The organism is Actinotignum timonense (genome assembly GCF_002860685.3).
Taxonomy (GTDB): domain Bacteria; phylum Actinomycetota; class Actinomycetes; order Actinomycetales; family Actinomycetaceae; genus Actinotignum; species Actinotignum timonense.
Map to the genome: position 1 here is coordinate 427203 of NZ_CP136960.1, position 13122 is coordinate 440324.

Consider the following 13122-nt stretch of genomic DNA (forward strand, 5'->3'; position numbering starts at 1 on the left):
TCTGACAATAACTTTCCAAGCGCGGAGTTGCTGTGCTATTTTCGTTGTTGTCTGACAATAGCGTCAGACGAGACGATGATGTCTGCCAGAAAGGTAACAGCACAATGTCAACTCCTCGCGCCCGGCGTGGGTGGAGTGCATTCGTGGCACTGTCGGCCACGGTTGCTCTCACGGTCACGCCGTTGACAGCGTGGGCCAGCCCGGGGGAAACGCCCCCGCAGCCCGAACCTCAGGCAGCGGAAGTCCTCGAGACTGCGCAGCCGGCCCTCACTGCTGACGAATTAGAATCAGGCACGTCAAGCGCTCTCGCCGCGGAGAGCGCGCCAGAAAACAGCGAAAGCTCAACTGAACCTACTAATAGAGCCGCCGAAACTACTGATAGATCCGCCGAGAGCACCGAAGCTTCGGGGGCGGAAAAACCGAGCGCTTCAGAAACTTCTGCGCCCGAACTCATGTCGGTTACATTTGAGCGCACTGACAACAACGGGGACGAGCTCCGCATCGGCCAAAAGATGACCTTTGCGGTGACCTACACAAATCTGACTAAGGACAAGACCTTCACCGCCTTCCCGTACGATTCGAATCTATCCGGTTTCCTCACTACCGGACGACCGAACTGCCGTTGGGGAAACCTGCGCCCCGGTCAAACCCAAGGCTGCACCAGCATCAGCTACACGGTGACCGCCGAAGCTGCGAAGACCGGCAGCTTCACCCCTTACGTAGTTTTTCAAGCTACAGCCGATACCGCCGGCAAGAAAGTTCTCCAAGATGGAATCCGGAAAGAACTAAAGTCGGTAACCCTCATCAACGAGCAGGCTCCGAAGGAGCCGGACCCGGCAACCATCCCCACTGATCGCCAGGATATGCAAACCGTGCCTCTGGCTCGAGCGGGAGATAAGCCGAATTACTGCTATCGCATCCCGGCTCTCGCTCAGGCGAATAACGGTTGGATCCTCGCGGCCTACGACGGCCGGCCCGATTCATGCATGGACTCCCCTAACCCCAACCACATCACCCTGCGTATTTCCAAGGACAACGGAAAGTCCTGGACTGAACCCAAGGAGATTTTGAAGGGTAAGGGCCACCTCAATAGCCCTGATAAGTATGGCTATTCTGACCCGTCCTTCGTGGTGAATGAGAAAACCGGACGCATTTTCCTCTTCTCAGTGTTCTCCTACGATGTGCGTTTCCAGGATTCCAAGCCCGGAACCGATCCCAAGGCGCGCAATGTGCTGCATGCGCAAGTGTCCTACTCCGACAACAACGGAGAAACCTGGTCTGAGCCCCGCATCATCACCAAAGACATCACTTTCAATGACGCTATTAGTTCCCGCTTCGCCGCTTCCGGAGCGGGTATTCAGCTCAAGTACGGCCCCCACAAGGACCGGCTCATCCAGCAGTTCACCATGACCGTCCCGGGTCGCGGTTACGCGGCCGTGTCCGTGTACTCCGATGACAATGGCGACACCTGGAAGCCCGGGGAGCCTGTCTACGGAAATATGGATGAGAACAAGGTCGTGGAACTCTCCGACGGCACCGTCATGCTCAACTCGCGTTCCTCCGACGGCACGCTCGCTCGCAAGGTTGCGTACTCGCATGACGGAGGCGAAACCTACACGCCTATGCAGGTGGAGTGGCAGCTGCCCGACCCGCGCAATAACGCCTCAATCATCCGCGCGTTCCCTGATGCGGAAGAGGGTAGCGATGAGGCGAAGATCCTGCTCTACTCTTCCTCGTCGGCTCGGTCGCGCTCCAACGGCCTCATTCGTATTTCGTACGACGACGGAAAAACCTGGTCAGTGGGCAAGCAGTTCAAGAAGGGTGCTATGGCCTACTCCACGATGTGGGCGCTGGATAATGGCAAGTACGGCATCTTCTTCGAAGGTGACAACAATGACATGCTCTACGCCCACTTCGGGCTGGACTGGCTAGACGCGCTCCCGATCACGAGCACCCCGGAACCCACGGTCGTTAACCGCGGAGAGGCAACTCTCAAGATGCGGGTGACGAACAAGGGCACTGCGGAAATTCCCGATCCCGTTCTCACACCCGGCAAGCTCCCACGCGGATGGTCTGCCGAACCGGTACGGATCGGAAAGCTCGCCGCAGGGGAGAGCCGCCTTGTCAATATTCCGGTCACCATCGCAGATTACGCACCTGCGAATTCGGAACCTATTACTGTCAACTTCGTCATTAACGCTGAGGGCAAGGTGGGTGTCAACGCTGCGACGTCGACCCAACTCGTTAATCGTGAAGGCGAGGTTCCCGAAGCGCAGAAGTACATGACAGTGAAGTTCGAACGCACTGATGACGGCGGAAACACCGTTCGTATCGGCCAGGAACTGAACTTCAAGGTTACCTATACGAATATTTCTGATCGTACGATCACCGCTTTCCCCTACAAATCCAACCTTTCCCGGTTCCTCACCACGGAAAGGCCCAACTGCCGTTGGGGTGATCTGCGGGCTGGCGATACCCAGGGTTGCTCCTCGATTACCTACAAAGTAACGGCAGAAGACGCAAAGAAGGGCACCTTCACCCCTTACGTGGTCTTCCGCGCTACCGAGGATCGCGATGGAACCCAGATGCTTCAGGATAATATCCGCGCCGAACTGCCCGCCATCCAGGTTCTCAACGAGGAGATTGGTAAGCAGCCTGATCCGGCAACCGTTCCCACCGAACGCAAGGACATGGAAACCGTGCGCCTGGCGCACGCAGGCGACAAGTACACGTGCTACCGCATCCCGGCCCTCGCCCAGGCGAATAACGGCTGGATCCTCGCGGCCTACGACGGCCGCCCGGGCTCCTGCGCGGATTCTCCCAACCCGAACCACATCGTCCTACGCATTTCCAAGGACAACGGTAAGTCGTGGAGTGTACCCACAGAAGTCTTGGAAGGTCACGGAACCATCCATAGCAATGACAAGTACGGTTATTCCGATCCTTCCTTCGTGGTGAATGAAGAAACTGGCCGTATTTTCCTCTTCTCGGTGTTCTCCTACGATGTGCGTTTCCAGGATTCCCAGCCGGGCACCGATCCGGATAACCGGCGGGCCCTGCACGCGCAGGTGGTCTACTCGGATGACAACGGCCAGACCTGGTCGAAGCCGCGCCTCATCACCAAGGACATCACCTTCGATGAAAATATCCGCTCCCGCTTCGCGGCCTCTGGCGCTGGTATCCAGCTCAAGTACGGCCCGCATAAGGGCCGCCTCATCCAGCAGTTCACGATGACCATGCCGAACGGCAAGGGCTACGCCGCCGTCTCCGTCTACTCGGACGACAACGGCGCCACCTGGACCCCCGGCCAGCCGGTCTACGGCAACATGGACGAGAACAAGGTCGTGGAGCTCTCCGACGGCACCGTCATGCTCAACTCGCGGTCCTCGGACGGCATTATGGCCCGCAAGGTCGCCTTCTCGAAGGACGGCGGCCAGACCTACACCCCGATGCAGGTCGAATGGCAGCTGCCCGACCCGCGCAATAACGCCTCGATTATCCGCGCGTTCCCGAACGCACCGGAAGGCAGCGCACAGGCGAAGATTTTGCTTTATTCTTCGTCGTCCGCGACCTCGCGTTCGAACGGCCTCGTGCGTATTTCGTACGACGACGGACGCACGTGGTCAGTTGGTAAGCAGTTCAAGCAAGGTGCCATGTCGTACTCCACGATGTGGGCCATGGATGATGGCCGGTATGGCATCTTCTACGAGGGCGATAACAATGACATGCTCTACGCGCATTTCACCCTGGATTGGCTGAACTCCCTGCCTGTTTCCGCGGTCCCCGCGGAGAACGCCAAGGTGTATCGCGGTAAGTCCACGATTCCGCTGTCGGTAACCAATATGGGCAGCGAGGATCTTGCTGGCGTGGTGGCCACCCCCGGTGAGCTGCCCGCTGGTTGGGAAGCCGAAGCCGTGGAGCTGGGCACCCTCAAGGCCGGGGAGACCCGCGTTGTGCAGGTGCCGGTGACCATCGGCGCGAAGGTGCTGGCCGGTGACGGTAACCAGACCATCCCGTTCCGCATTACTTCCGGTGACAAGGTGGCGGCCAATGGCTTCGCCGAGGTCACCCTCATCAACCGCGAATGCGAATCGCGGCCGGTCTACGTGCCGGGCGTGAAGCTCGCTAACGAGGTAGCGGCGGAAACCGCCCGGGAGGATAACGGCACCGATAACCTCTTCGACGGCGATCTCAACACCATTTGGCATAGCCCGTGGAGCTCCACGATCACGCTGCCGCTGGATATTGATCTGGCCCTGCCCCAGGCTGAGAATATCGGCCGAGTGGATGTGCATCCGCGCAGCGCCGGCGGGGATAACGGCCGCATCCGCTCCGCCGAACTGTGGGCCGGTAAGGACGCTGAGAGCGCGGTGAAGATTGCCGAAGGCACCTTCGAGAATTCGCCGGAGCCCGCAACCTTCTTCGTGGACACTAAGGACACCAAGTTCCTGCGCCTGCGCATTACCGGTACCTACGGGCGCACCGCCGATTCCCTGGCCTCCGCCGCGGAAATCGCCGTGTACAAGATGACCGAGGTTTCCGATACCTGCGTGGAGCCGAGCCCCGAGCCGAGCCCCACGCCCGGTACCGAGGAGCCGACGCCGGGTCCTGAGCCGACGCCGGGTACCGATCCCACCCCGGGTACTCCCGATCCGAGCCCCAAGCCGGATCCGACGCCCGATAAGCCGGCGCCCTCGCCCGAACCGACTCCGGGTACTCCGGACCCGAGCCCGACTCCCAGCCCGGAGCCCAGCGAGCCCGCGGTTCCCGAATCCAACGGAAACTCCAACTTCCTCTCGAACTCGTGGACGTCCACAGTTGCTGATCTCGTCTTCTCCTATGGGCGCGCCGGCGACGAACTCCTCGTGGGCGATTGGACCGGAGATGGCCGCAAGTCCGTGGCCGTGCGCCGCGGTAACCAGTTCTTCGTGAAGAACTCCCTGGGCGGCGGCAACGCCGACACCGTATTCTCCTACGGCAAGGCCGGCGACAAGGTCGCGGTGGGTGACTGGAATGGCGACGGCAAGTCCACCTTCGCGGTTATCCGCGGCAATAAGGTGTTCGTGAAGAACTCGCTGACCAGCGGCAACGCCGATAGCGTTATCGCTTACGGCAAGGCTAGCGATACCCTCATCTCCGGTGATTGGGATGGCGACGGCATCGCAACCTTCGCGGCTGTGCGCGGCAACCAGTTCTTCGTGAAGAACTCCCTGGAATCCGGAAACGCGGACGCTGTCTTCAGCTTCGGCCGCGTGGGCGATGAGGTCATCGTCGGTGATTGGGATGGCGACGGCGTGGACACCGTTGGGGTGCGCCGCGGCAACATCATCTACACCGCCGATGCGCAGGGCAATACCGTGATGAGCGTCGCCTACGGCAAGCCCGGCGACCAGCTCATCATCGGTGACTGGGACGGCGACGGCATCGACACGCCTGGCGTGCGGCGCTAAGCGCTTCCCGCCTCGCGCCGAGAAGCACCTCGCGGCGCGAGAAGCGAGATACAAACCGGGGCCGGGTGGGCTGGATTTCCAGCTCACCCGGCCCCGTTGCGTGGCGTGCCGCGCGGGTACGTTCCCGGCTTAGTTAGCGCAGTTCACGGCCCGGGATAAGGTCGAGATAGAGCGAGTTCTCGCGTTCAAAAACGACGGCGAGGCTATCCGATAGCCACACCGCGTCGGAGTAACCGAATTCGCCCGGGCCCAGGGAGCGGAGCAGGCGTCCGGCGTCGTCGACAATAGCGCCGTTCTCCCGGGCGGTATCCGAATGCGGGTGGATGAGGACGGTGCCATCTCCGCAGGTGATGAGCTTGGCATTGCATCCCGGATCGGGGAGGCTGAGGGGCTGCGGCGCGGACCAGCTCAGGCCGTCGCTCGAGCGCGCCACCACGCGCCCACCGCGGCCCTGGAGGCGGATATTCGCGATGACCTCACTGCCGCTCACCTCGAGGGTAGTTTCGTCCAGGCCGGGGGTGCCGACCGGGCGGATCGGTTCGGAAATCGCCACAATCCGGCCCGCGCGCACGTGCACCACGTAGATCACGGCTTCCCCGCCGCGGTTCGTGACATACGGCAGGAGCGCGGTATCGCCCAGCAGCGGGGTGGAGCCGGAGGTGGCGAAGAGGCCATCGCAGCGCAGCTCGCTATAGAGCTCGTCGTCCACCCGGGTATGGGTCAGGGAGTCGAGGCTGGTCCCCCAGGCAATCCAAGCTTCCAGGCGCGGCCCGTCAAAGCGCGAGCCGAAGTAGCCAATTTCCTCGGAGGCGGCATAGGCCAGGGTAATGCCGGCGTCGTTCCCATCAGAGTTCCCGGCATCGCTCCCGGCGGCGGTTGGCGCTGCGGCATCCGCGCCCGTAGCACTGCGCACCGGCGCACCGGCCACGCAGGGATCCCCGCACACCGCGGGCGTTCCCGGAACCGGGCGCGGCGCGGAAAAGTCGAGGTCTTGCGCGCGCAGCGGGGTGCCCGCGGCAGGCGCTTCCGAGTCCGCGGCATTCGCCCCCGCATCGGCGGGCAGCTCAGCGGTGATATAGCAAATCCGGTTGGGATTGGGCAGGTCGGCGGCCATCGCCCCGCCCAGGTTTTCCCAGTCAAAATCCCCGCTCGGATGCGGGCGTTCGTCGAAGAAAACGGTCAGCTGGTTATCCCGATGCAGCACGGCCGGGATGCGGAAATCACGGTCGGTGGTACGGGTGACGAGCGCGCGGGCCGAACGGCCAGCCGCGGCGCCAGCGCTGGGCGCGGTGGCCTGCGCACGATCATTGTGCGGGTCCTTATGTAGAGAAGTCATGGCACCATCCTATGTGGTTGTCAGACTTAATGCCGCGGGCCCGGCGCCGGGCTGCTGCCACGGACTTTTCCGCGGAATAACGGGGCTGGTGGGCGGGAGGCGCGGCGTCGTCGCCCTTCTTGAAACGGAGGCAGGTGCCGGTGGTGCACACCACGTTTTGACAGGGCCGCCGCGCTGTGTAAAATCCTGTGTGCAGCAAGCGAGGCCGGGAGGTACCACCCGCGTTTCGAGCTGTTCGCGTACAGCAACGATACAGATTCTTGACCGTTACTAGAGCTTGCACTGAAGACTTTTCTTGTTTTACGCTGAGGTTCAGCGGCCCATGACCGCGTGACACCCCCGGTGTTTCGTCCAGTACGACGACGCCACCCCCAACCCAACCTAACAGCAGCGCATGTTTGCCTGATACATACCAAGCGCTGGCTAATTCCTGACCGAATTTCCCCTGTGGGACCGAGTTGCGGAGGACGACGACTCTCATGACCACTCAACTGACTCGCCTAACCCGGTGCACGCGTGAGGACATCCCCACCCTCGCCACCATCCGCCGCACCATTGAAGAAACTATGGCTGCCGCCGGCAACAGCCAATGGCCTCTCGGCTCGCTGCCGGTGTGGAAAATCGCCGAGCAGGTAGACGCCGGCGAATTCTGGGCTTTGCGCGCGGCCGATGGCACCATCACCGCCGCCGTGCGGGCCCTGCATTCCGACCCGCTCATCTGGTTCGACGATATGCCCGCCCTCTACCTGCACACCCTCATGGCCAATCCGGCCGCTGCGGCGAAGGGCGCCGGGAGGGCCATCCTGGCCGCAATGGCCCAGCTGGCCGTCACCTACGACTACGACCGGGTGCGCCTGGACTGCGTGGGCCCGCTGCGAGGCTTCTACGCTCGCCAAGGATTCGAGGACACCGGCATGACCCATTCCGGTAACCACTCGGCGGATATGGATGCGCACCTCATGGAGCGCATCCTGCTGCCGGAGTTCACGCCGGTGGGTGAGTTTGGACTAGTCGGGCACTTTGGGACCGCGGGCACGTTCGGGCCGGAGCTCAAGGTGGCGGCACCGGCGGTGTAGGTGGCGGCGCTATAGATAGCACCGCAGCGCTGTCGCATTCCGATGTAGACTCCAGGCGGGTGTGGCAGCGCGCGAAACTACGCTAAACTATCCTTTTGCAGCCTGCGTGGGCGGCGCTGCTTGGAGAGTTGTCAGAGCGGCCGAATGAGACGGTCTTGAAAACCGTTGTGCGGCGACCCCGCACCAAGGGTTCGAATCCCTTACTCTCCGCGGACGGAATGTCCCCAATCCGATACTAAATTGGAACCCAATGTAAGGCAAATATTTCAAGTGCCACCTTGGTACGAATTGTTGACATGCTTTTTGATCAGTTCTTAGAATTGAGCTGTGCATATCAAGCAGAGCGCTTACAGGCATGGCATTTCCCCCGACGATATGGAACATGCCATACGTAACCCTCTGTACATTTACGAAGGTGATGGATACGACATATTCATCGGCGGCGGTCGGGACGGAACACTCCTTGAAGTCGCAGTAAACGACAACGGGGACATTTTTCACGCGATGAAGGCTCGGAGAAAGTTTCTTGATCGGAAAGGCTTATAACAATGAGGACGGACGACGAACTACTTGCCGAAATTGAAAGCGACGCCGACATTGATCCCGAACGGCTTATCACGGATCCAGAGCTAGTAAAAATAGCTGCCGCACAAATTCGGATCAAAATCGCACAACGCGCACTTGATGAGGCAGTCACACATGCCCGAAAAAATGGGCGCACTTGGCAAGCCATTGGTGACACGCTCGGCATGACCCGCCAGGGAGCACTACGCCGTTTTGCGGCCTAATGATAGGGTTTCAGCGATTCATTTCGAGGGGAATACGTGAATTAGCGGGCCGAACCCCGGCTTCTCCGGCGAGAACACATCCAATTCGCACCAAGTCTTGTTTCCACCACTCTCCGAGGCGCCTTTAACCTGCCTGTAGAGAAAGGCCCCGGTCATTTGTGCATTGCTAAAAGCTAGAGGCCTGACCGGGGGTCTATCACTAGTCAATCTACTTGGACAGCTGCCGAAAAGCAATGGGAGATGCACACACTTCAGCCTTTCCAACCTCCCTGCAGTGCATGGTCACGATACCGCGTGCGCAGCTCATCGCGATCTTGCCTCATCAACGCTTCGATAGCCTTCGCCAGCTTTGCGGCGTCGTAATGTTTCTTGAACAGCGCCTTGGCATCGCGCTTGAACTGATTCGTACGGAAGACGCTAGTCAGCCTCATTGAGATCCGCCATCAGCTCAGCGACGCTACTAAACGACGCGCCGGTGCGGGACTCAACTTCAGCTCTCGCCACGGCACTGGCCGAGTTCCCGCGATGCGGCGTGAACGGAATGCCGTTGCTGGCAATCGACTGCCGCAAAAACATATTGATGGCAGTACTCATATCCAACCCGAGATCACGGAATAACTCCGCAGCCTGAGCCTTCGTTTCATCATCCGTCCGGAAAGATACATTTGCCACCACAACCACCCCACTACGCGCAATCAACATTACTCTGTACATACAGTAGCATTGACCGCGCAAGATCGCGAGAGCTTTCCGGCCATGTCTCGTTGAATACGCTTGCGCAGCCAGGCAGCGTACCCGCCGCCACTACCCAGCACTGACCGCAACCCAGCCAGGCCAGATGTGAAACATAACGCACCTGGCCTGTAGATTTTGCTCTCGCCGGGGAACGCGGTAAACTCTTATCTGTCGCAAAACGAGGCGGGTTAATCGCTCGCCTCCTCAATTTTTTATTGAGGAGCTTGTGGTAGCCACCTCGTGACTGTGCGCTCGTAGCTCAGTGGATAGAGCATCTGACTACGGATCAGAAGGTCGGGGGTTCGAATCCCTTCGAGCGCGCGAAGCTCCTCCTCGGTGACCCAAATCCCGGTGGGGAGCAATTTCTTTTTCCGCGCTCAAGCCCGAAGCCCCAAGCCCGGCCGCAAAACCAACCTAACGTGAATGCTTCAGGAACGCCGGCAAATTGACCGGGTTGAAACTGAAAACTCCCGGATGGTTAATATCCGCTTCCCAGGTCTGCGCCTTACCCTCCGCGGTCCAGCTAATAAGCGCGGTAGTGGCTTTGCGCTCCACATGAAAATCGATCACGCTCTCCCACGGGTACCGCCGGAAACGCTCGCCGTCCGCCCGCGAAATATTCGACAGCCCCGACTTCCCCTCCGGATTGATCACAATAAACTCGGCATCGGTCACCACCAGCACCCGGATCACCGCCGCGTCGATTGCATTCCACAGGTTCGACACCAGGAGCTTGCCAATTCTGCCCAAGAAACTTCTATACTTGCGCACCACCAGGTAGTTCGCGCCCGCCTCAATGCCGTGCTCGCGAAGAAACGCGAGAATATCTTCTTCCGTCACGCCCCGAATAACGCCCATGACCGTGCACCCTTCTCGCGACTACCGCGATACCCGAGGAGACCCCTTTCCCCGCACCCTTGCGCGAAGTTTGTCACCTCAATAATTTGAGTTTATACCTTTTTACGACGACGCACACCCGCCTCACGCCTCCTTTTCGCACAGCACCGCCGATTCACACCCAGCCCTACCCAGCCCCTCCCCGCGCCAACCATCCACCCAACTCGCACCACTTGAACATTGTCCTATCAAGATCGCTTTAGCTAACACTAAATTTCATTTAGGGTTAGAAGCATAAGTAACCACAACTCTGGATAGGACATCATGGCAAAGATGCGCAAGCTCGCTGTCGGAACACTATCCGCCCTCACGGTCCTGGGATGCGGAATCGTAGCCCCACTCGCCGTGGCGGACGTTCCCACAGCGGATAACCCCAGCCCGGCCATCGTTTCGGGCCTGGCAGTCGGTGATGGCAGCCTCATCACCCCGCAAGATAAGAACGGTAAAGACGCAAAATTCAGCGTAGGCATGCAACTGCGCGCCGCCGACGGCTCGGTTTCGAATAATTTCCCGATGCCTGTTGACCCTCGCGTGGATCCGCTCAAGCGTTTAAAGTGCATGCGGAACAATCTCATTGACCTCACGCAAACAACCCAGCTCACCGCACGAATCCAAGTGCGTAACAATACCGCTTCTCCCCTCTACGGATTCAACTACCAGGTCGGGTTGCGCGATGGCGATGCCGAGTACGATACCACTGGCAGTCAATCCGAACCGTCGGGTTTCGTCGTCGACGGCCCCAAGCTCAAAGAATTCATCACCACCTCCGGCGTATCCTCCAAAGTCACCATCTGGCTCATCCTCAAGGACGGCACCCAAAAGACCCTCGATATGATGACCGATGCGGATTGGGGCAACGTGGCAACGGTGTGGATCCGTGGCATCCTCCCGGCTTCTACCGGCCCGGATGATGTGATCACGGTGGACGTTCCGCTCAAGTTTAATCAAGACCCGGCTACGTTTACCGGCTTGACACCAGTTGCTTCACTGCAGAACTACAAGCTGGTTCTGGCTGGAACCGACTATGGCGAAGCTATGTCGAAGAAGGCCGAAGGGTATAAGCGGATTATCCGCTTCCGCGGTTTCACTCCGCTCACGCAGCCCGATAACGGCGCTGCTGCCAGCCAGCACGGCACCACCGGTAAGTTCGTGGCGGTAGAAAAATCCGATGCCGCTAATTACAGCGACCTCTCCGGCCCCTTCACCCAGGTTCCCCTCGCCGTGCAGCAGGCCATGCCCGCGGTGAAGCACCGGGATGTGAATGCCGAGAAGAAGGTGCCCTTCGCTGACGGTTTCAACCTGCAGTACCAGGCCACCTACGCCAATGGGCTACGCTCGCAATGCGAGGGCTACGAGAGCATGATCTCGAAGATTTCAACGGCCACGGTGAATTCCTACCAGATTGACCTCATGCCGATTCGGGATGCGATCCGCGATAAGGGTTACTCGGTTGGGGCAACCGCTGACCAGATCATGCCGGTCTACACCTACGGGATGTCCGCCCAGCAGCCCAGTTTCGTGGATGCCCAGGGCAATCCCATCGCGATGAACGAAGGCGCTTATGCCCCGCTCGCCGCGGAGCTCTCCAACGCACATGTGCGCCTGGTCAAGGTTATTGAGGCCAGCGATATCACGATTCCGCAACACAGTGCTTACAATTCCCGCGCTCAGCTGAGCACGATCCGCGGCCTCGCGGAGCAGGCAGCGCAGGCGGGCAACCTCGACCTGGCCACCCTCACGAGCGACCGCGATCCGCAGGCGCTCACCGATGCGAAGCAGGTCATCACCTATTCCACCGCGAATTACGATGCCCCGGATGGTACCGGCATTCCCACCCGCGTGATTATCGACGCGTCCCAGGTGGATACCGCCACGCCCGGCGTTTACCCGGTCACCTACAAGCGCGCCGTGAAAACGCAGGACGCCGCGGGTACCTGGGTGGAAGATATTGTGTCCACAACGGCGCAGGTCACCGTCACCGCGGTGAACGCTGCTTACCAGCCGGCCTCCGCCGCGCGCGAGAATCTGGATCCGGTCACCGTGAACGTGCCCGCCCCGAGTTTCACGGATGCGAACGGCGCTGCGGTCACGCCCGCGCTCAGCGTGAACGGTGCTTACGCGCTCAATGACGGCGCGACCCTGCCGAAGGGCTGGGATGTTGTGGTTAATCCGAACGACGGCGCACTCACCGTGACGATGGGGAAGGACGCTGCCACCGGAACTCACGAGCTGCCGATCAAGGTGACTTTTGCCGATGGGAGCAGCACTGTTCTCAACGCGCAGGTGAGCTTCACCCAGAAGGCTGCGACGCTCACCCCGGGAACTCCGATCCCGCCGGAGCCCACGGTTGAACCGACTGTTGATCCAACGGTGGAACCGACCACCGAGCCGACGGCAGACCCGACTGTTGATCCGACTGCTGCCCCAACGGTAGCGCCCACGGAACCGAGCGTTACACCGACCGCGCCCACAGCTGCTCCGACCACCGAACCGACCGTTGCGCCGACAGCCGCACCTGCGGCCCCGAGCACCGCACCGGCCGAACCGACGGCGCCGAGCAAGCCCGCCCGCGTCGTCAAGAAGAAGCTGCCCGCTACCGGCGCGGAGAGTGTCTGGCTGCTGGCTGGCGCTCTCGCCCTGGCGGGAACCGGTCTGCTGGTACGGCGCCGGCATAGCTAAGTAACGCCCATCCAGGCGCGGCACAGCGCCCAGCTAAGCAGCGCATAGCCAGCTACAAACAGGTGTGGCCCGGAACCGCGAAGGTTCCGGGCCACACCTGTTGAGCAACACTTTTGACCAGGCAACATCCCTTGGCAGGCAAGCCCGCTGCCAGCTAGCTG

At 60.5% G+C, this 13122-nt stretch carries 9 protein-coding genes and 2 tRNA genes; 7 read left to right on the forward strand and 4 right to left on the reverse strand.

Features of this window, described 5'->3' with window-relative positions; all coding sequences use genetic code 11:
- Positions 1-104: 104 nt before the first annotated feature.
- A complete protein-coding gene (locus CYJ17_RS01755; RefSeq protein ID WP_101595555.1) occupies positions 105-5450 on the forward strand; it encodes an exo-alpha-sialidase in 5346 nt (1781 codons plus the stop codon).
- A gap of 133 nt (positions 5451-5583) precedes the next feature.
- Here the strand turns inward: CYJ17_RS01755 and CYJ17_RS01760 are convergent, their stop codons facing one another.
- Positions 5584-6786 carry a sialidase family protein gene (locus CYJ17_RS01760; RefSeq protein ID WP_087070233.1) on the reverse strand — a complete coding sequence of 401 codons (1203 nt, stop codon included), beginning with the start codon at positions 6784-6786 and terminating at the stop codon, positions 5584-5586.
- Positions 6787-7265: 479 nt separating this feature from the next.
- Between CYJ17_RS01760 and CYJ17_RS01765 the strand changes: the two genes are divergently transcribed.
- From CYJ17_RS01765 to CYJ17_RS01780, 4 genes are all read left to right on the forward strand, one after another.
- Positions 7266-7862: a GNAT family N-acetyltransferase gene (locus tag CYJ17_RS01765; RefSeq protein ID WP_087070232.1), complete on the forward strand. Its 597-nt coding sequence runs from the start codon at positions 7266-7268 to the stop codon at positions 7860-7862.
- Between the two features lie 122 nt (positions 7863-7984).
- Positions 7985-8072: transfer RNA gene (locus tag CYJ17_RS01770), tRNA-Ser, on the forward strand.
- Between the two features lie 117 nt (positions 8073-8189).
- Positions 8190-8408, forward strand: a complete 219-nt coding sequence (locus CYJ17_RS01775) for a hypothetical protein (RefSeq protein ID WP_087070231.1) — start codon at positions 8190-8192, stop codon at positions 8406-8408.
- 2 nt (positions 8409-8410) lie between these two features.
- Positions 8411-8650, forward strand: a complete 240-nt coding sequence (locus tag CYJ17_RS01780) for a hypothetical protein (RefSeq protein ID WP_180948677.1) — start codon at positions 8411-8413, stop codon at positions 8648-8650.
- A 251-nt stretch (positions 8651-8901) separates the two neighbouring features.
- On the opposite strand, the gene CYJ17_RS01785 is transcribed toward CYJ17_RS01780, so the two are convergent.
- Together CYJ17_RS01785 and CYJ17_RS01790 are read right to left on the reverse strand one after the other, a co-directional pair.
- Positions 8902-9081 (reverse strand): type II toxin-antitoxin system RelE/ParE family toxin, encoded by a 180-nt coding sequence (locus CYJ17_RS01785; RefSeq protein ID WP_087070229.1) that lies wholly within the window; start codon positions 9079-9081, stop codon positions 8902-8904.
- Positions 9068-9352: a type II toxin-antitoxin system RelB/DinJ family antitoxin gene (locus CYJ17_RS01790; RefSeq protein ID WP_051278520.1), complete on the reverse strand. Its 285-nt coding sequence runs from the start codon at positions 9350-9352 to the stop codon at positions 9068-9070. Before CYJ17_RS01790 ends, CYJ17_RS01785 begins: the two co-directional genes overlap by 14 nt.
- 281 nt (positions 9353-9633) lie before the next feature.
- Here CYJ17_RS01790 and CYJ17_RS01795 point away from each other — a divergent pair.
- Positions 9634-9706 (forward strand) — tRNA-Arg (locus CYJ17_RS01795).
- Between the two features lie 93 nt (positions 9707-9799).
- Here CYJ17_RS01795 and CYJ17_RS01800 read toward each other — a convergent pair.
- Complete coding sequence (locus CYJ17_RS01800; RefSeq protein WP_087070228.1) at positions 9800-10243, reverse strand: hypothetical protein; 444 nt, start codon at positions 10241-10243, stop codon at positions 9800-9802.
- A gap of 303 nt (positions 10244-10546) precedes the next feature.
- Between CYJ17_RS01800 and CYJ17_RS01805 the strand changes: the two genes are divergently transcribed.
- Positions 10547-12961 carry a YPDG domain-containing protein gene (locus CYJ17_RS01805; RefSeq protein WP_101595557.1) on the forward strand — a complete coding sequence of 805 codons (2415 nt, stop codon included), beginning with the start codon at positions 10547-10549 and terminating at the stop codon, positions 12959-12961.
- The last annotated feature ends 161 nt before the right edge of the window (positions 12962-13122 follow it).